Annotated in this window: 15 protein-coding genes; 9 read left to right on the top strand and 6 right to left on the bottom strand. The window is 56.8% G+C overall.

From position 1 onward, the window contains the following. Position 1: 1 nt before the first annotated feature. The 4 genes from uvrC (at position 2) to whiA (ending at position 5,179) form a co-directional block, all read left to right on the top strand. Positions 2–2,077, top strand: coding sequence for an excinuclease ABC subunit UvrC (uvrC, locus tag ACLI1M_RS06375; RefSeq protein WP_248098419.1), 2,076 nt, complete (start codon positions 2–4; stop codon positions 2,075–2,077). Between the two features lie 40 nt (positions 2,078–2,117). After that, entirely contained in the window at positions 2,118–2,999 is an 882-nt protein-coding gene (rapZ, locus tag ACLI1M_RS06370) for an RNase adapter RapZ (protein ID WP_248098834.1), read from the top strand. Between the two features lie 23 nt (positions 3,000–3,022). Continuing rightward, positions 3,023–4,018 (top strand): uridine diphosphate-N-acetylglucosamine-binding protein YvcK, encoded by a 996-nt coding sequence (locus ACLI1M_RS06365; protein ID WP_200287481.1) that lies wholly within the window; start codon positions 3,023–3,025, stop codon positions 4,016–4,018. A 171-nt stretch (positions 4,019–4,189) separates the two neighbouring features. Further along, a complete protein-coding gene (whiA, locus tag ACLI1M_RS06360) occupies positions 4,190–5,179 on the top strand; it encodes a DNA-binding protein WhiA (RefSeq protein WP_023021494.1) in 990 nt (329 codons plus the stop codon). A gap of 130 nt (positions 5,180–5,309) precedes the next feature. On the opposite strand, the gene ACLI1M_RS06355 is transcribed toward whiA, so the two are convergent. Beyond that, entirely contained in the window at positions 5,310–6,956 is a 1,647-nt protein-coding gene (locus ACLI1M_RS06355) for an L-lactate permease (protein ID WP_200287483.1), read from the bottom strand. Between the two features lie 541 nt (positions 6,957–7,497). Here ACLI1M_RS06355 and gap point away from each other — a divergent pair. The 4 genes from gap to secG all read left to right on the top strand — a co-directional run bounded on the left by gap (position 7,498) and on the right by secG (position 11,090). Then, complete coding sequence (gene gap, locus ACLI1M_RS06350) at positions 7,498–8,505, top strand: type I glyceraldehyde-3-phosphate dehydrogenase (RefSeq protein WP_200287485.1); 1,008 nt, start codon at positions 7,498–7,500, stop codon at positions 8,503–8,505. 130 nt (positions 8,506–8,635) lie between these two features. Next, entirely contained in the window at positions 8,636–9,853 is a 1,218-nt protein-coding gene (locus ACLI1M_RS06345) for a phosphoglycerate kinase (RefSeq protein ID WP_411706473.1), read from the top strand. A 37-nt stretch (positions 9,854–9,890) separates the two neighbouring features. Then, positions 9,891–10,673 (top strand): triose-phosphate isomerase, encoded by a 783-nt coding sequence (tpiA, locus tag ACLI1M_RS06340; protein ID WP_411706472.1) that lies wholly within the window; start codon positions 9,891–9,893, stop codon positions 10,671–10,673. 183 nt (positions 10,674–10,856) lie between these two features. Continuing rightward, on the top strand, positions 10,857–11,090 hold the full coding sequence (gene secG, locus ACLI1M_RS06335) for a preprotein translocase subunit SecG (protein ID WP_005324856.1): 234 nt from the start codon (positions 10,857–10,859) through the stop codon (positions 11,088–11,090). Positions 11,091–11,241: 151 nt separating this feature from the next. On the opposite strand, the gene pgl is transcribed toward secG, so the two are convergent. The 5 genes from pgl to tkt all read right to left on the bottom strand — a co-directional run bounded on the left by pgl (position 11,242) and on the right by tkt (position 17,814). Next, a complete protein-coding gene (pgl, locus tag ACLI1M_RS06330) occupies positions 11,242–12,003 on the bottom strand; it encodes a 6-phosphogluconolactonase (RefSeq protein WP_023021499.1) in 762 nt (253 codons plus the stop codon). 41 nt (positions 12,004–12,044) lie between these two features. Beyond that, positions 12,045–12,980 (bottom strand): glucose-6-phosphate dehydrogenase assembly protein OpcA, encoded by a 936-nt coding sequence (locus tag ACLI1M_RS06325; RefSeq protein WP_023021500.1) that lies wholly within the window; start codon positions 12,978–12,980, stop codon positions 12,045–12,047. Between the two features lie 14 nt (positions 12,981–12,994). Then, on the bottom strand, positions 12,995–14,527 hold the full coding sequence (gene zwf / locus ACLI1M_RS06320; RefSeq protein ID WP_023021501.1) for a glucose-6-phosphate dehydrogenase: 1,533 nt from the start codon (positions 14,525–14,527) through the stop codon (positions 12,995–12,997). A gap of 99 nt (positions 14,528–14,626) precedes the next feature. Further along, entirely contained in the window at positions 14,627–15,712 is a 1,086-nt protein-coding gene (gene tal / locus ACLI1M_RS06315) for a transaldolase (RefSeq protein WP_411706471.1), read from the bottom strand. A 29-nt stretch (positions 15,713–15,741) separates the two neighbouring features. Further along, entirely contained in the window at positions 15,742–17,814 is a 2,073-nt protein-coding gene (gene tkt, locus ACLI1M_RS06310) for a transketolase (protein WP_248098833.1), read from the bottom strand. A gap of 347 nt (positions 17,815–18,161) precedes the next feature. Here tkt and ACLI1M_RS06305 point away from each other — a divergent pair, with 347 nt between their 5' ends. Further along, positions 18,162–19,106 (top strand): heme o synthase, encoded by a 945-nt coding sequence (locus tag ACLI1M_RS06305; RefSeq protein ID WP_248098407.1) that lies wholly within the window; start codon positions 18,162–18,164, stop codon positions 19,104–19,106. Positions 19,107–19,124 lie beyond the last annotated feature (18 nt).

Below are 19,124 nucleotides of genomic sequence, written 5' to 3'. Positions count from 1 at the left end.
ATTGGCTGACCCCACTACCTACCGCCCGGCTCCGGGAACCATTCCCACTGACCCGGGCGTCTATAAGTTCCGCGATGAAAACCGCCGCGTAATCTACGTGGGCAAAGCCAAGAATCTGCGCGCGAGACTATCGAACTATTTTCAGGACATTACTCAGCTGCACCCGCGCACACGCCAAATGGTGCTCACGGCCAATTCCGTGGAATGGACGGTAGTGGCCAGCGAGGTAGAAGCCTTGCAGTTGGAGTACACGTGGATCAAGCGCTTTGATCCCCACTTCAACGTCATGTACCGCGACGATAAAACCTATCCTATGCTCGCGGTTTCGGTCGGAGAAACAGTTCCTCGCGCCTTTTTCTACCGCGGCCCTCGCCGCAAGGGCGTGCGCTACTTCGGCCCGTATTCCCATGCTTGGGCCGTGCGCGAAAGCCTAGACCTGCTCACCCGCGTCTTTCCCATGCGCACCTGTTCCAAGGGCGTTTATAACAGGCACGAGCGCCTTGGGCGACCGTGTCTATTGGGCTATATCGGCAAATGCGATGCGCCCTGCATCGGCCGGGTAAGCAAGGAAGAACACCGGGATACCGTCAATGAACTCGTTTCATTCATGAATGGAAACACCGGTGCAGTCCGCCGCAAACTCACCCATGACATGGAGCAGGCCGCCGAGAATCTAGAGTTCGAACGCGCCGCACGCCTGCGCGATGACTTGGGCGCTATTGACAAGATCATGGAGCAACAGGCCGTGGTTTTCACTGACGGTACAGATGCCGATCTCATTGCTTTTAACTCTGATGAACTCGAAGCAGCGGTGCAGATCTTCCATGTGCGTGACGGACGCATTCGCGGGCAGCGCGGGTGGGTAGTAGAACGCGCCGGTGACCAAGCTAGCTCTGAGCCCTTGGAAGAAGGCCAGCCTGATCCCGCGCTGCCGGCATTGGTACAAAATTTCCTCATCCAGTTTTATTCGGATGCAGTGGAGCGCGAGAAGCAGGAGGCGCGCGAGGACGCCGCGCTTGCTGCGGACGTAAAACGGCGCGGGGTGGACCAGGAATCGCACATGAAGTCCCGCCGTGTCCAAGTCATCCCACGCCAAATTTTGGTGCAGGCCCTGCCGGATGAACCTGATCAGGTCGTCGCCCTTTTAGAGGAACTGCGCGGTGCCCAGGTGGACCTGCGCGTTCCCCAGCGCGGCGATAAAAAACAGCTCATGGCCACGGTGGAGAAAAACGCCAAGGAGCAGTTGCGCCAGCACAAGCTCAAGCGGGTGGGAGACCTCACCGCCCGGTCGGCGGCTTTGCAAGATATTCAAGAGGCTTTGGGCATGGAGCAAGCCCCATTGCGCATCGAATGTACCGATATCTCCCATATTCAGGGCACAGATGTGGTTGCTTCTTTGGTGGTTTTTGAAGATGGCTTGCCCAAAAAGTCGGACTATAGGCGCTACCGCATTAAAGAGGCAGCGGGCGATGGCCGCTCTGATGACGTCGGATCTATCGCAGAAGTCACTCGCCGTCGGTTTAAGCGCCACAAACAAGATAAGTTGGCGCATCCGGATGAGGAAGTAGAAGAGTCCTCCTTCGCGGAAGAAAAAGTGGCGGAAGAGTTTGCCGAGGCAGGCCGTCGCTTTGCGTATCCACCGCAGCTTTTCATCGTGGATGGCGGCGCACCCCAGGTTGCCGCAGCTCAAGAGGTATTCGATGAGTTAGGCATTGTGGATGTGACCTTGGTGGGCCTGGCCAAGCGCCTCGAGGAAATTTGGGTTCCCGGCGATGATGAACCGGTCATTTTGCCGCGAAACTCGCAAGCTCTTTTTCTCCTGCAGCAAATTCGCGATGAAGCGCACCGTTTTGCCATCACTTATCACCGGCAACAGCGCTCTAAGCGAATGCGCTCTTCAGTACTCGACTCCGTTCCGGGCTTAGGTCCGCAGCGGCGCACCGACTTGGTGAAACATTTTGGCTCGGTGAAAAAGCTCAAGGCCGCCACGGTGGAAGAGATCTGTGAGGTAGATGGCTTTGGGCCAAAGCTAGCCCAGACCGTGTACGAGAATTTGCACGATTCTACGGGTAAATAAGGGGCATACTCCTAGAGACGGCGAATCTTGAAGCGCTAGACTGAGGGGCATGACGCATTTCGAAACTCCACCCATTTTGATAACCGGCATGTCCGGCGGCGGGTTGAGTTCCGCTGCCAAAGTATTTGAGGATAAGGGCTACTATGTGGCCCATAATATTCCGCCTCGCGCCATTGTGGATCTGCTTAAGCTGTGCAACCAGGAAGAAACTCCGGTGGGTAAGGTTGCTGCCGTAACGGATGTGCGCTCGCGCATGTTTCCAGGGTCTTTGCTAGAGATTATGGAAGAACTCACGGAATTGCATATGAAGCCCACTGTGCTCTTTTTGGATGCGCGTGATGATGTGCTCATTCGTCGTTTTGATTCAGTACGGCGCACCCACCCATTGCAGGAGGGCGACACCCTCAAGGTAGGCATTCAACGCGAGCGTCAAGCAGTAGCAGACGTGCGTGCTCATGCGGACATCATTATTGACACCACCAACCTATCCATTCATGATCTCCGGCGTGCTATTGAGGCGGCGTTTGGTGAGATGCAAAATGAAAAGCAGCATGTGACCGTTGAATCCTTTGGTTTTAAAAATGGTTCACCCCGCGATGCAGACTTGGTGGTTGATGTGCGTTTCCTACCCAATCCCTATTGGGTACCAGAGCTGCGTAGATACCGTGGCACGGATGAGCCGGTTGCTCAGTATGTGCTCTCACAGCCAGCGGCACAGGAATTCGTGGATAATTTCATAAGGATGTTTTCCACCATGCTGGATGGTTACCGGCACGAAGGGAAGAATTTCATAACTTTAGGCGTGGGCTGTACGGGTGGCCATCACCGCTCCGTTGCCGTAGCAGAGGCTATTGCGGCACGGTTGCGGGACAATGACACTTTGGACGTCAGCACCTTGCACAGGGATATTGCTCGAGGCTAGAGCGCAGGAGTTTTAACGCTTTTATGACCAATCCTTCACACATGGTCTGCCTAGGCGGCGGCCATGGACTTTATCAGACTCTTTTGTCCGCCCGATTGAGCGGAGCAGGCGACATTTCCGCCATTGTTACTGTTGCAGATGATGGTGGCTCCTCCGGCCGATTGCGCCGCGAGCTAGAAATAATCCCGCCTGGAGATCTGCGCATGGCGCTAGCTGCGTTGGCTAATAGTGACCCGGTGGGTGACCTCTGGGCGCGTACCTTGCAGCACCGTTTTAGAGGCACCGGTGCAATGGCGGGGCATGCGGTGGGCAATCTAATGATTGCAGGGTTGACCGAGGTGCTCGGTGATTACCAGGCCGCGTTAGATACCATCGCAGAGCTTACTAATTCCCAGGGCCGGGTATTCCCTGTGGTCAACCAAGCCTTAGAGATTGAGGCGGAAGTAGCCGGGCTTGACGACGACCCCCGTGTCATGCGCCAAGTCCGGGGGCAGGTCGCGGTTGCCTCCACACCGGGGCAAGTCCGGCGTGTGCGTATCGTGCCGGAAAACCCCAAAGCAAATCCGGATGTCCTCGATGCCATTGAGCGCGCGGACCTAATTACTATTGGCCCGGGTTCTTGGTTTAGTTCGGTATTGCCACATACTCTCGTGCCTGAGGTCGTGGAAGCCATTTCTGCGTCTGATGCGCTGCGCGTAGTTGTTTTAAACCTTTCCGCCGAGCCGGGCGAAACGCATGGTTTTTCCGCAGAGCGCCATTTGCATGTGCTTTCTCAGCACGCCCCGGATTTGCGCATTGATCGCATTCTGGTGGACGGGGCGGCTTTGCCTACTGATAGTGAGCGCGTGTATATCCAGCGCGCCGCCCAGTCCCTTGGTGCCCGTGCCACGTTCGCGGATGTGAGCGAAGTTGATGACAATGGCCGGAGCATCAATAAACACGATCCGGAGAAGCTGTCTGCGGCACTCCTCGACCTGTATTCGGACTATCGCAACACTGGCGATCCCAACCGGAGCTGATACATCTCGGCAAAGTCCCATCGCTCGCGTCGTTCGGGTTCGGCCGACTGCGCGGTGCCTGAGCGCGCGCGGTATGATGGCAGAAATCCTTTCACCGCACCGGGCCTTGCATAGTGGCCCTGGCCTGTGCGTATATCTTGTGACTGTGAGAAAAGAAATGGGGCGAACTAGGTGACCACACCATTGACCGACCAGGTCAAAGAAGAATTGACGGCTGTCGTTGTGCCACGCCAGTCCGCTCGCGCTGCCGAACTAGCCGCGATGCTGCGATTCGCCGGCGAGCTAGATATTTCCGGCGACAACATGGCCTATGAGTTGGAATTAGAAAGCCACGCTATTGCGCGGCGCGTGATCGCTGCACTCGATGAGCTTTATGGGATTTCCGCTGATAGTCACGTAGCGGGCCCAGCAGGAACCACGAAGAAATCCCGAGTTACGGTGCGCATTTCCACCGGGGCGAAGGAACTTACGCGCCGTCTCGGCCTTATTACCCGCTCCGGCCATGCGGTAGTGGGGCTTCCTCCGCAGGTTATTTCCGGCACCGTCGCTGATAGCGAAGCAGCGTGGCGCGGAGCCTTCCTAGCCCATGGCAGCCTCACGGAGCCGGGTCGTTCTTCTGCGCTTGAAGTTACGTGCCCGTGCCAGGAGGCGGCATTGGCCCTAGTGGGTTGCGCCCGCCGCTTGGGCATTTCTGCCAAAACTAAGGAGACCCGCGGGGAAGACCGCGTCGTTGTCCGCGATGGCGATGCCATTGGGGCACTGTTGACCCGTATGGGCGCGCAAGAAACGCGATTAAGCTGGGAAAAGAAGCGCGTCAAGCGAGAGGCGCACGATACGTCCCGGCGCTTGGACAATTTCGATGATGCAAATCTCCGTCGCTCGGCTCGTGCTGCAGTCACCGCGGCGGCCCGCGTTGACCGAGCGATGGAGATCCTTGGTGATGACGTCCCCGAGCACCTTGCTGATGCAGGACGCCTGCGCGTGCAGCACCGTGAGGCCTCGCTGGAAGAATTGGGCCGCTTGGCTGAGCCTCCCATGACTAAAGATGCGGTAGCCGGGCGTATTCGCCGCTTGCTTTCTATGGCCGATAAGCGAGCGGAAGAGCTTGATATCCCCGATACTAACCAAGCGATCACCGACGACCTCTTCAAAGAGTCCTAAACGCCGCAATCACCGGCACATACACAACTCCCCGCAGCGCGGATACCTGAGCGGTAGCCGTCACTGTGGGGAGTTTTCTCTGTGATAGCTAGCTGGTGGGGAAACCAGCTAGCCAGGGAGAGCTAGATGCCTAGGGAACGAGGAATCCTAGGGCGTTGGTCATCAAGAATACGATGATGCACACAACGGCCAAGAAGACCACGGAGTAGCCCACTACGTTTTTCAGGATGACAGACTCCTTGCCTTCCATCTTTACAGCGGTGGCCGCAATAGCGAGGGACTGCGGGGAGATCATCTTGCCCACAACGCCGCCTGCGGTATTGGCGGCCAGCATGAGGTCCGGGTTCACGCTGATACGCTCGGCCGCTGCTACCTGCAGGTTGGCGAAGAGGGCATTGGCAGAGGTATCGGAGCCGGTGACCGCGGTACCAATCCAGCCCAGTACCGGAGCGAAGAGTGCGAAGATGCCGCCTGCAGAAGAGACGAACTCACCAATAGCAATCGTTTGGCCGGAGTAGTTCATCGTATAAGCCAATGCCAGCACCAGAATGATGGTGAGGGCCGAGAACTTCATGCGGCTGGCGACGTCCCCAAAAGCGCTGACCGGCTGCCCGAAGCTGAGACTGTAGCGGCCATTTTCATTAAAGAAGTGGTAGACAACCGCAACGATAATGCCCGAGAGCAGCAGGAGCGTACCTGGGTTACCAAAGACATTGAAGCTGAAGCTAGTGTCCATAAGGTTGCCGTCGGCGTCGATAATCGCGTCATCCAGCAAAGGCCAAGCAAAGTGGAGCTTGAGGAAACCAAAGATGGCTGGGGCCGCAGTAGCAACAGCAAAAACAATAGTTACTACAGCGTAGGGAAGTAGCGCCATCCAAATGCGGCGACCATTCAGGTCAGTGGTCGACTCAGCGGCGGGCAGCTCGAGGCGCTCGCGCAGCTCCTTAACACCCTTAGGCTTCCACACTCGGAGGAAGGCAAAGGCACAGCCCAGGGAAACGATGCAGGCGATAACATTGGTGAGCTGGTAAGCAAAGAACGTTGCGGCCAGCCACTGTGCCAAGGCAAAGGAAACGCCAATCACTGCGGCTGCCGGCGCAGTTTCCTTGACGCCGCGGACACCGTCCAAAATAAAGGCGATCAAGAAAGGCACGACGGCGGCGATGATGAGCACCTGCAAAGAGATAAGTGCGGCAATATCATGGGTTTGTTCAGCGCTGCGTCCAGCGACCTCGCCAGCGGTGGTCACTGGGATGCCCACCGCGCCGAAAGCAACCGGGGCCGTATTAGCAATGAGCACTACGATTGCTGCGCGTAGGGGCTTTACACCGAGTGCCATAATCATGGTCGCGGTAATGGCTACGGGTGCGCCGAAGCCGGCGAGGGCCTCTAGCAAGCCGCCAAAGCAAAAGGCGATAAGAATTGCTTGGATGCGAATATCGCCATCGCCTAGAAGGTCGAAGGTTTTACGAAGGTCCTCGAAGCGTCCTGAAGCGACGGTGATTTCATAAAACCAGATTGCGGTAATGATTACCCAGACAATGGGAAGTAGTCCGAAAAGGCCGCCGCGCACGGCGGAGGACAAGGCCATATCTACCGGCATAGAAAAGCCGACGATGGCGATAAGAAGGGATACTGCGAGGGCGACGGCGCCAGAAGTGTGTGCGCGCGCTTTGACGCCGAGCAGCATGATAAAGAATGCGATGAGAGGGAGAATCGCCACCAGGGCGGTAAGCCCGAGGCTGTCACCCACAGCAGAGGTATTAATTTCGAACAAGAGACGTCCTTGGGTTCTACGGTGGTCCTGCCCGTTGAAGAATAACGAGCACCTGAAGCATTCTCACGGTGACCAACGATTGCGCTGGAACAGATGTAGTGGACTGAAACGCGAATGTGAGCCAGTGAGTATTGAAAGCATATCGTGTGATGGTCGAGGCGAAAACAATTCGGTCGACTTGATTGCCATCAGGACTGAGGCTCGGAAATGTCCGACCGGACAGAGGCGGGCGTAACCCTGGAAGCTATACAGTGATATATTTCACGTTAACAGCGTCAAGGCCACATAAACCCACGCGTTCGGGCGTATCCAGCGGGTTTATGGCGGAGAAATAAAAAGGATCGGCAAAGTGTACGCTCTTTTGGATAATCTGTCATCCGATAGTTCTCAAGGCTGCTAGGGCACTGCACTGTTAAAAAACGCTCGGTAGTATCGGCACTGTAAGGGAAAACGCTCGGGCGCTTCTCAAGCACCGAATATATCGAAGGGCCCGCGCACATACCCATACGCACATTTACTCGACTCTTTGAGGAGAAATACAGTGACTATCCGCGTAGGTATCAATGGCTTTGGCCGTATCGGCCGCAACTTTTTCCGTGCAGTCGCTCAGGGCGACAACAACCTCGAAGTTGTTGCAGTAAACGACCTGACCGATAACGGTACGTTGGCTAACCTGCTCAAGTACGACTCCGTACTGGGCCGCTTCGATGGCGAGATTACCCATGATGATGAATCCATTACGGTTAATGGTCACCGCATCGTGGTCACCGCGGAGAAGGACCCGAAGCAGCTCAAGTGGGGCGAATACGACGTAGACCTCGTGATCGAGTCCACCGGCCGTTTCACCAATGGCAATGACGCCAAGGCTCACCTCGAGGCTGGCGCCAAGAAGGTCATCATCTCTGCTCCGGGCAAGGAAGTAGACGGAACCTTCGTCTATGGCGTTAACTCTGACACCTACGATCCGGCAAACCACAATGTTATTTCCGCAGCATCCTGCACCACCAACTGCCTGGCGCCGATGGCAAAGGTCCTCAATGACAAGTTCGGCATCGAAAAGGGCTTGATGACCACCGTCCACGCCTACACCGGCGACCAGCGCATCCAAGACGCACCGCACAAGGATCCGCGCCGCGCCCGCGCCGCTGCTGTAAATATGGTGCCTACCTCCACCGGCGCAGCTAAGGCTGTCTCCCTGGTACTGCCTGAGCTGGAAGGCAAGCTGGATGGCTACGCCATGCGTGTTCCAGTTATCACCGGCTCTGCTACCGACCTGACGTTTACCGCTTCCCGCGACGTAACCGTTGAAGAGATTAACGCCGCCCTGAAGGAAGCTGCTGAAGGCGAGCTCAAGGACACCCTCGCTTATACCGAGGACCCGCTGGTTTCCACCGATATCGTAACCTCCCCGCACGGCTGCATTTTTGACTCCGGCATGACCAAGGTCTCCAACGGCAACCTCGTTAAGGTTCTGGGCTGGTACGACAATGAGTGGGGATACACCTCCCAGCTTGTACGTATGACTTGCCTGGTGGCAGACAAGCTCTAAACTTAGAGCTTTAATAGAGCTTTAATAATGAGAGTCCGGCCCCGATGCAAGCCTAAACGGCATTGTGTCGCGGTCGGTATTCTTATATCTACAGCCTTGTGAACAATCCGAATTTAAGAAGGAGAAAATAATGGCTTTCCAGACTCTGGATGATCTTCTCAAGGAAGGCGTCGAATCTCGTCACGTCCTTGTTCGTTCTGATTTCAATGTTCCCCTTGATGAAGAAGGAAACATTACTGACCCGGGTCGCATTAACGCTTCTCTTCCCACCATCAAGGCTTTGGTGGAAGGCGGCGCTAAGGTCATTCTGTCCGCGCACCTTGGCCGCCCCAAGGGAGAGGTAAACGCTAAGTACTCCTTGGCCCCAGTCGCTGAAGCTCTGTCCGAGGCTCTTGGCCAGTACGTTGCCTTGGCCGGCGATGTCACCGGCGAGGACGCTCATGAGCGTGCGAACGGGCTCAACGATGGCGATGTCATGTTGGTGGAAAATGTCCGCTTCGACTCTCGCGAGACCTCCAAGGATGAAGCGGAGCGCGGCGCATTTGCTGATGAGCTCGTTGCTTTGGCAGCCGATAATGGCGCTTTCGTCTCCGATGGCTTTGGCGTTGTCCACCGTGCCCAGGCATCTGTGTATGACGTCGCAAAGCGCCTGCCGGCTTACGCAGGCAAGCTCGTAGAAAAGGAACTCTCCGTCCTTTCCACCGTGGCCCAGAAGCCGGAGCACCCATACGTAGTAGTACTTGGCGGCGCCAAGGTCTCGGATAAGCTCGGCGCAATTGAGGCGTTAGCAGATAAGGCAGACAAGGTCATTATCGGTGGCGGCATGTGCTACACCCTTCTGGCCGCCAAGGGCTACAACGTCCAGGAGTCCCTCCTGCAAGAAGACCAGATTGATAACTGCAAGGAGCTGCTCGAACGCTTCGGTGACAAGCTGGTCCTTCCTGTGGATCTCATTGCCGCAAGCAAGTTCGCAGCGGATGCGGAACACCAGGTTGTCGAGCTCGACGGCATCCCAGAGGGCTGGATGTCCCTAGACATCGGGCCAAAGTCTGTGGAGCACTTCGCAGAGGTGCTTGCTTCTTCCAAGACCGTCTTCTGGAACGGTCCGATGGGTGTCTTCGAAATGGAGGCCTTCTCCAAGGGTACTGCGGGCGTCGCGCAGGCTATTATCGACGCCACCGAAAACAACGGCTCCTTCTCGGTTGTCGGTGGCGGCGATTCCGCGGCCTCCGTGCGCATGCTCGGCCTGGACGAGGATGGCTTTAGCCACATCTCCACCGGTGGCGGCGCCTCCCTTGAGTACCTAGAGGGCAAGGAGCTTCCGGGCGTCTCCGTCCTTGAAGCCTAAAATCTGCTGAGTCACTTGCTAAAAGAGAGGAAAAATCATGGCACGTACGCCACTTATCGCAGGTAACTGGAAGATGAACCTCGACCACGTCGAGGCTATCGGTTCCGTTCAAAAGTTTGCGTTCTCCCTGCCTAAGGACTACTACGAAAAGGTCGAAGTGGCCTATATGGTCCCGTTTACCGATATTCGCACCATCCAGACGCTGGTAGAAGGCGACAAGTTGCAGATCACCTACGGCGCGCAGGACATCTCTAAGCATGAGTCTGGCGCCTTCACCGGCGAGGTATCTGGTCAAATGCTAGCCAAGCTCGGCTGCAGCTGGGTAGTCGTGGGACACTCGGAGCGCCGTCAGTATCATGGCGAGACCGATAAGCTCGTCGCAGAAAAGGCCGCCGCAGCCTTGGATAATGACATTAGCCCCATCGTGTGCGTAGGCGAGCCACTGGCCGTTCGCGAGGCCGGTACTCACGTGGACTACGTGGTTAACCAGACCCGTAATTCTTTGGCTGGCCTTAGCGCTGAGCAGCTTGCCAAGACCGTCATTGCTTATGAGCCGGTCTGGGCCATTGGTACCGGCAAGGTAGCCTCCGCAGACGACGCACAAGAGGTTTGTGCCGCCATCCGCGAGCTCGTGAAAGAGCTCGCCGGTGACGAGGTAGCGGAAGGCATTCGTATTCTCTACGGCGGTTCCGTCAAGGTTGATTCCGTTGCGGAGATCGTCAGCAAGCCAGACGTAGACGGCGGCCTCATCGGTGGCGCCTCCCTGGTGGGCGAAGAGTTTGCCAAGTTGGCTGCCAACGCAGCTAATGCCCTGAACTAACAGGAGATATCACCTGTCACAGGTTCGCGTTCGGCGCGGGTTGGAATGGTTCCGGCCCGCGCCATCGTGTACAGTGGGCCGGTGTGACTGCTTTGCTGGACGCAAAGCCTAAAAGTACGATTCCGCGCTAGTGGGTGGCAAGAGTCAACCACAAGGCGCATGTTAGAAATAAGGATTATCCTCATGGTCTTGGCACTGGAAATCATCTTGGTCATCGCAGCTATTTTGATGTCCATCTTCGTGCTGCTGCACAAAGGTAAAGGCGGCGGCCTGTCCAGCCTCTTCGGCGGTGGCGTGCAGTCGAACCTTTCCGGCTCGACCGTCGTGGAAAAGAACTTGGATCGCTACACCGTGGTGATGGTTATCATCTGGCTGGCCTGCATTGTGGGCCTAAACCTGATCCAAGCCTTCGCTTAAGCGAAAAGCCAGGATAGCGAAAGCGCCGGCACTAGCTTCCTACCACTAATTTTCCTAGGGGATCTGAAAGTGGGGAAGCGGTGCCGGCGCTTTTCGATTGGCGTCAGGCGCTAAAAGCAATGTGCCCGAACGCACACTGCGGATTGCCTGCTTATATCTCGGAAGCAGCGTCATCGGCAAGGAAGAGAACGGTTTCCTTCCTACCGTGTACGCCGGCTGCCGGCCATTCCTCGGCCGCAGCGCCCTCTACCACGTGCTTGGCCGCTTCCGACTTGGCTTCGCCGGCCACAAGGAGCCAAATGCGATCGGATTTATTGACCGCCGGAAGGGTGAGGGTAATGCGCTCGCTGGGCGGCTTTGGGGAATCGTGGACGGGAACAGCTAGTTCTTCTTGCTCCCGAATAGCGGAGGAATGCGGGAACAAGGAATTAATATGGCCCTCCTCACCCATGCCTAGTAGGTGTAGGTCGAAACCATGAGGGGCAAATTCCTTCAACTCTGGTTCGTATGCGCTTGCCGCTGCTTCCATAGACACCGCGCCCAGATCAAAACCGTGAATATTTTGGTTTGGGATATCTACGTGGTTGAGCAACGCATTGCGCGCCTGGCCCTCATTAGAATCTGCGTCGGAAACGGGTACATTGCGTTCGTCGCCGAAGAAAACGTGAACACGCGACCAATCGATGCGCTGAGCAGGAAAATTTTCACCTTGCTGCTGTGCGGCGAAATCCAAACGGGCCAACTCGTGGAGAACGCCAATTCCGGCTCCGCCGCCAGTGAGGACAACACGCGCGACACCATCGTCGTGGAGGCCGCCACCCGATGCTTGGATACGCGCTACGGTATCCACGAATTTCAGTGCGGCCTGGGAGATAAGGTCATCCACATCGCTCACGCGGTGAAGAGTTACCATTACGTATCGCTATCCTTTACAAAGATTCAGATTAAAGCCGTTTACTGATTACTGTAGTCTACCTGGGCTAGTGCACGGAGCGCTTGTGCATAGGTTTTATCGGCATCCAAATGGCGCAGTTCTTCAGAAAGCACCTCAGCTTGTGAGCGCTTATTGAGGCTCACCAAGGATTCCGGCGAACCCGGAACACACACACGCACCGTGCGCTCGTCAATGACATCGACGTCTACGTGGGTTGTCTCCCGATTGAACCGCAAATGAGTCACTGGGAAGTGGTCCTCCTCGGAGTCGGCCACTGTGCGATGTACGGGAACTGCCAGGCGGTCGAGCAACCATCCAGCGGCGAAATCCGGGGCTGGGTGGCCGGCCGGACCTGCTACCTCTACCGACTTCACCGGCTCGTGGGGATGACGGTCCAAGGCGGAGGCAACGACACCGCGCCACAAGGTGATGGCAGCCCAAGACATATCGGAATCACCCGGCGTGTACCCGGCAGATAGGGTGCGAAGATCTTCGCCGGTCACGCGTCCGTCAAAGGCAACGTTAGTTATGCGGCGCTGCGCCAACTTTCCCACCGAGCTGGAGGCAGGGTCCGGTGGGCACAGAGTAGGCCACCAAGCGACCAGCGGGGTATCAGGTAGTAGCAGCGGCGTGACTACTGCTTCGTCTTGGTTTGCCAAAGCACCGTGCAACTTCATGATGACCATCTCGGAGGCACCTGCTTCGCCGCCCACGCGTAGCTGTGCATCAAGGTGGGTTTCGACCTGCGGGTCTCCCGTTACTACGACCAACACACGTGACGGGTGCTCGTGGGAGGCATCGCGCACGGAAGCGAGAATGCTTTCAAGGTCATCATCCTCACGGGCCGCCACGATTAGAGTGAGCACTCGGCCGGTAGTCAGGGTGTAATGTTCTTGCGCCTCTACTAACTTCTTGGAGATTTCACGCGTAGTGGTATTGGGCAATGGAATAATCATTGTCTGCGTCCCTCCTATGGGCGGCGCCAGGAGTGACCCCGGCGACGCAGTATTTTATCGGCGGATTCTGGTCCCCAGGTGCCAGCGCGGTACTCCTCGGGCTGTCCTGCTTCGGCCCAGTAGTCGATGATGGGGTCCAAAATCGACCAGGAAAGTTCTACCTCTTCATTGGTGGGGAATAGCGAAGACTCGTCCAAGAGGGCATCCAAGATCAATCGCTCATAGGCCTCCGGGGATTCCTCGGTAAAGGCCTCAGCGTAGGCAAAGTCCATATTGACGTCGCGCACCTCCATAGTGGAGCCGGGCACCTTGGAACCAAAGCGCATGGTGACACCCTCATCCGGCTGCACGCGGATAACGACCGCGTTTCTGCCCAGCGCATCGGTTTGACCATCCACGAATGGCTGGTTAGGAGCCGCCTTGAAAACTAGCGCAATCTCGGTCACTCTGCGGCCTAAGCGCTTGCCCGTTCGCAGGTAGAAAGGTACTCCTCCCCAGCGGCGGGAGTTGACTTCCAAGGTGCAGGCAGCGTAGGTCTCCGTTGTGGATTCCGGATCGAAGCCTTCTTCCTCGCGCAACCCTTTGACAAACTCGGAGCCTTGCCACCCCGCGGAATATTGGCCGCGAGCAGTGGTCTTATTCAGAGGGTGAACGGCGTGGGTAGCGCGCAAGACCTTTACCTTTTCAGCCCGCAATTCCTCCGGCTCGAAGGACGACGGTTCTTCCATCGCGACGAGGGCCAAGAGCTGCAAAAGATGGTTTTGGATGACGTCTCGAGCCGCGCCGATGCCATCATAGTAGCCAGCGCGACCGCCTAGGCCGATGTCTTCAGCCATGGTGATTTGGACGTGATCGATATAGTGGGCATTCCACATAGGCTCAAAAATCTGATTTGCAAAGCGCAAAGCCAAGATATTTTGTACCGTTTCTTTGCCCAGATAGTGGTCGATGCGGAACACCGCGGACTCAGGAAAGACAGCGTTGACAATCTCATTGAGCTTGCGCGCAGATTCCTGGTCATGGCCGAAAGGCTTTTCAATGATGACGCGGCGCCATGAGTCTGCAACGGAGTTGGCCATGCCCACCCGCTCCAGCTGGTGGCAGATATTGGAGAAAAACTCCGGTGGAACGGAAAGGTAATATGCCCAGTTGCTGCCGGTTCCTCGCTCTCGGTCTAGCTCGCCCAAGCGGGCGGAGAGGCGATCGAAGCCGGCATCATCGAAGGAACCTTGGACAAATTCGATGCCCTGCGACAGGTGCTGCCAGACATCTTCATTAAATTCGGTGCGCGAGCCCGCCACTACAGCTGACCGAACGTAGTCACAAAATGCGACTTTGTCCCAGTCTCGGCGACCATAACCCACCAGGGTAAAACCAGCGGGCAAGAGACCTCGGCTCGCTAGGTCGTAGATTGCGGGCAGAAGCTTTTTATATGCTAGGTCACCGGTAACGCCGAAGATGACCATGCCCGCGGGTCCTGCGATTCGCGGCAATCGCTTGTCGCTGGCATTGCGCAAGGGGTTGACCCAAGCGGCTGAGTCGGTCACGAAGAATCCTTCCTGAGTTTATGGGCTTTTAGCTCGCTAATATTCTAGCGGCAGAATGCCCCGCCGAATTTTCGGCGGGGCACAAGTCACACGGCTAGTTTACGCGAGTCGTTCCTCGATGGAAGCAAGTAGTTCATTCCAAGCGGCAACAAACTTTTCTACTCCCTCGCGCTCTAGCACGGCAAAGACATCGTCGAAATCAATGCCAACCTCGTTTAGCTGGGCAAAGACGCCTTCTGCCGTCTCGCGGCTGTCCGATAGGGCATCTCCGTGAAGATTGCCTTGGTCGAGAACCGCATCGATGGTCTTTTCCGGCATAGTGTTGACCGTATGCGGACCGGCCAGCTCAGATACGTACAAGGTGGCTGGGTAATCGGGATTTTTCACACCGGTCGAAGCCCACAATGGACGCTGAAGGTGGGAGCCTTCTGGCAAGTCGGCGTCGTCAAGCAAAGTGTCCTGGAAGAGGGCATAGGCGCGCCGTGCATTGGCGACGCCCGCCTTGCCCCGCAGCGCTAGGGCTTGCTCGCTGCCAATGGCCTCCAAGCGCTTGTCTACTTCGGTATCCAAACGGGAAACGAAGAAGGACGCTACGGAGTGGATAGTTGCGACGTCCTTTCCGGACTCGGCGGCACGCTTGAGACCGGTACGGAAGGCCTCGATGACAGCGCGGTAGCGTTCCACAGAGAAAATGAGGGTGACATTGACGCTGATACCTTCCGCCAGGGCATCCTCAATTGCTGGGAGGGAGCCGGTGGTGGCTGGAATCTTGATCATGACATTAGGGCGATCTACCTTCGACCACAGCTCACGGGCCTGTTCGAGTGTGGCGGTAGGGTCATCCGAAATTCGCGGATCGACCTCTATGGATACACGGCCATCTGCCCCATCAGTGGAGGAGTAAATATCCGCAAAGAGGTCACACGCATTTTGAACGTCTTCAATGGCAAGGGCGTATACCGCTTCATCGGCGCTGGCCTTTGACTCCTTTAGCGTTGCCAGCTCGGCGTCGTAGGCGGTGCCATTGGTCATCGCCGCAGCGAAAATCGCTGGGTTGGTGGTCACGCCCACAATGGACTTGGTCGAAATGATTTCCTTGAGGTTGCCGGAAACGAGACGCTCGCGAGAAAGATCATCTAGCCAGGTCGAGGTTCCCAGCTGGGCAAGTTCCGAGATGTGGTTCATGCTTTATCCTTATCCAGTCCTGTTAGGGGTTACTTATTCGCGGCGGCTAGGGACTCCTGTGCCGCCTTAACTACCGCTGCAGTGGTGAATCCAAACTTTTCAAAGAGCTCGCCTGCAGGAGCAGATGCGCCGTAGTGCTCAATGGAGATGCTGCGGCCAAAGGAACCGGTGTACTTATGCCATGGCATTGCAATACCGGCCTCAATAGAAACGCGCGCCTGCACCTTGCTGGGGAGCACAGATTCGCGGTAAGCGTCATCCTGCTCATCAAACCACTCGAGGCAGGGTGCGGACACAACGCGGGTCGCCGTTCCAGCTGCCTCTAGCTCCTTCGCGGCAGCGACAGCGAGCTGCACCTCAGAGCCTGTAGCAAGAAGGATGACCTCTGGTGTTTCCTTGGACTCTTCCACCAGAACATAAGCACCGCGGCGGACGCCGTCATGGGCCTTTTCCTTGGTGCCTTCCAGCACTGGTAGGCCTTGGCGGCTCAGCGCCAGGCCCTTAGGGGCGGCCTTGTACTCAAGGGCTGCCGCCCATGCCTGTGCAGTCTCGTTGGCATCCGCAGGGCGGATAACGGAAAGGTTGGGAATGGCACGCAGCGCAGAAAGAGTCTCTACTGGCTGGTGGGTAGGGCCATCTTCGCCCAAACCGATGGAGTCATGGGTCCACACGTAGTAGGTATCGGTCGACATCAATGAACCCAAGCGCACAGCCGGGTACTGGTACTCGGAGAAGATAAGGAAGGTGCCGCCGTAGACACGGGTATTACCGTGCAGAGCAATACCGTTCATAATCGCAGACATTGCGTGCTCGCGAATACCGAAGTGCAGGTTGCGGCCAAAGGGTTGAGCCGACCACATATCGGTAGTAATGGCCGCGGGGCCGAAGGAATCCGCGCCCTTGATCACGGTGTTATTAGAACCAGCAAGGTCGGCAGAACCGCCCCACATCTCCGGCAGAGAAGCAGCCAAGGCCTGGATGGCGGCTTCAGAAGCCTTGCGGGTGGCCAAAGTTTCGCCTGGTTCCCATTCCGGTAGATCAGCACCGAAGTCTTGTGGCAATTCGCGCGCATTCATGCGGTCAAAAAGTGCCTTATTCTCCGGATTAGCTGCAGCCCATGCGTCGAACTTTTCTTGCCACGCAGAGTGTTTTTCTGCGCCGCGCTCGCGCAACAAGCGGGTGTGCGCAATGACCTCATCATCGATGTGGAAGCTGCGCTCCGGATCAAAGCCCAAGACTTCCTTGGTGGCAGCTACCTCGTCATCGCCCAACGCAGCACCGTGGACACCGCCGGTATTCATCTTATTCGGGGCAGGGTAGCCGATAACCGTCTTTACGCGGATGAAGGACGGACGATCGGTTTCTGCTTGAGCAGCCTTGACAGCAGCCTCAATGGCAACGACATCTTCTCCGGATTTCACCGTTTGGACGTGCCAGCCGTAGGCCTCATATCGGGCCACCACATCTTCATTGAAGGCAATATTCGTATCGTCTTCAATAGAGATTCGGTTATCGTCCCAGAAAACGATCAGGTTGCCCAGCTTTTGCGTGCCGGCCAGGGAAGAAGCCTCCGCGGTAACGCCTTCTTGTAGGTCGCCATCGGAGGCGATGGTGTAGATGTAGTGATCGAAGGGGGATTCACCAGCGGGGGCTTCTGGATCGAAAAGGCCGCGCTCCTTACGCGCCGCCATGGCCATGCCAACGGAGGATGCTAGACCTTGGCCGAGGGGGCCAGTGGTGATTTCAACACCGTCGGTGTGGTGGACCTCGGGGTGGCCTGGGGTGCGTGACCCCCACGTGCGCAGCTGCTCGAGGTCTTCCATTTCCAAGCCAAAGCCGCCCAAGTAGAGCTGGATGTACTGGGTAAGGGAAGAGTGGCCGACCGAAAGTACGAAGCGGTCACGGCCGGCCCAGTGCACGTCAGCGGGATCGTGGTTAATGACGCGCTGGTAGAGCGTGTAGGCGAGGGGAGCGAGTGACATTGCCGTGCCGGGGTGACCGGAACCGCACTTTTGTACCGCGTCGGCGGCTAGTACTCGCACGGTGTCGATAGCGCGGGTGTCAAGCTCCGACCAATCCTCCGGGTAACGGCGCTCAACCATAGTTTGGAGCTCTGGGGACAACTTATCTTTCGACACGAAAAGCCTCGCTTACGTCTAGGCAAAAAGTACTTAACTTTATTCAGTCTAGTAACTTTTTAACCGGCGGTGCGCAATTATAGAAAGCCAGGCATAACCGGTATGCTGGCATGGCTAAGCGGTGCACGCGAGCACGCAAGAGCGTGTGCCAAATCTAGCGGACATGGGTCTGTAACCTCTCGCGCCTGCGCCGAAAAATGTGAGTGAGAGAACTGGAACTTTTTCACGGGCATGTGCGACCGCTAGGGGTGACCGCGCGCAGGATACGCGCGAGGCACAGTTCACCAACGTTCAGATAGTGGAGGAATTCCTTGGAGACCATCAAGGCCTATTTTGCGCTAACGAAACCGAGGATCATTGAGCTCCTCCTCGTGGCCGCAATCCCGGCGATGCTCCAAGCGCAGCGCGGCGTGGAGGCTGTGTCAGACAATATTTGGCTCATCGTGTCGACCATTTTCGGCGGCTGGTTGGGCGCTGGCGCCGCCCACACGTTCAATAACGTCGTGGACTACGAGTTGGATCAAAAGATGCAGCGCACCAGGGCCCGTCCGCTCGTAAGAGCGAAGATTTCGAAGCGGAACGCAGCCATCTTTGCCTGGGTAATGCTTATTATTTCCGTGCTGTGGCTGGGCCTCCTTGCCCATTCTTGGCTCGCAGCTTTCTTCGTCGTGTTGACGAACTTGTTCTATGTCTTCGTCTACACCAAGTTTTTGAAGATGCGCAATGCGCAAAACATCGTCTGGGGCGGCCTCGCAGGCTGTATGCCGGCCATGGTTGGCTGGGCCGTAATTCGGGATAATGCCCCAGCCGGAGAGCCTGACCGCTGGTGGCAGGCAGTGGTGCTCTTCCTCATCATCTTCTTCTGGACCCCGCCGCACACGTGGGCGCTGGCCATGAAGTACAAAGAAGACTACCGAAAAGCCGGCGTGCCGATGCTGCCTGTGGTGGCGGGCGAAGCAGAAGTCACTCGCCAGATCGTGTGGTACACCGTTGGAACGGTTATCGTGACCCTACTCATCGTCCCCGCAGCTTCGTGGATCTACTTGGTCGCAGCGGTTGCTTCGGGCGCTGTATTTCTGTGGATGGCTATCCGTTTGCATAAGGGAGTTAAAAATGGTGCCAAGGTCAAGCCGATGCGCTTGTTCATTTACTCCAATAACTACCTTTCGGTGCTCTTTATCGGTTTGTCCATTGACGCAGTCTTAGGCTGGGAGCCCTTAGGCCGGATGCTGGGCTGGTCGGCCACGTTATTCTAACTGTGCCCCATTCCCAGA

Source organism: Corynebacterium sp. LaCa54 (assembly GCF_046717495.1).
GTDB lineage: Bacteria > Actinomycetota > Actinomycetes > Mycobacteriales > Mycobacteriaceae > Corynebacterium > Corynebacterium kefirresidentii.
This window is presented reverse-complemented; position numbering and strand designations above follow the sequence as displayed.

What these genes read in the sequence shown, in the direction of transcription:
- ACLI1M_RS06325 (WP_023021500.1), bottom strand. Translation starts at nt 12,980, where the DNA reads ATGATTATTCCATTGCCCAATACCACTACGCGTGAAATCTCCAAGAAG.
- tkt (WP_248098833.1), bottom strand. Translation starts at nt 17,814, where the DNA reads ATGGTTGAGCGCCGTTACCCGGAGGATTGGTCGGAGCTTGACACCCGC.
- tpiA (WP_411706472.1), top strand. Translation starts at nt 9,891, where the DNA reads ATGGCACGTACGCCACTTATCGCAGGTAACTGGAAGATGAACCTCGAC.
- ACLI1M_RS06365 (WP_200287481.1), top strand. Translation starts at nt 3,023, where the DNA reads ATGACCAATCCTTCACACATGGTCTGCCTAGGCGGCGGCCATGGACTT.
- pgl (WP_023021499.1), bottom strand. Translation starts at nt 12,003, where the DNA reads ATGGTAACTCTTCACCGCGTGAGCGATGTGGATGACCTTATCTCCCAG.
- ACLI1M_RS06345 (WP_411706473.1), top strand. Translation starts at nt 8,636, where the DNA reads ATGGCTTTCCAGACTCTGGATGATCTTCTCAAGGAAGGCGTCGAATCT.
- secG (WP_005324856.1), top strand. Translation starts at nt 10,857, where the DNA reads ATGGTCTTGGCACTGGAAATCATCTTGGTCATCGCAGCTATTTTGATG.
- tal (WP_411706471.1), bottom strand. Translation starts at nt 15,712, where the DNA reads ATGAACCACATCTCGGAACTTGCCCAGCTGGGAACCTCGACCTGGCTA.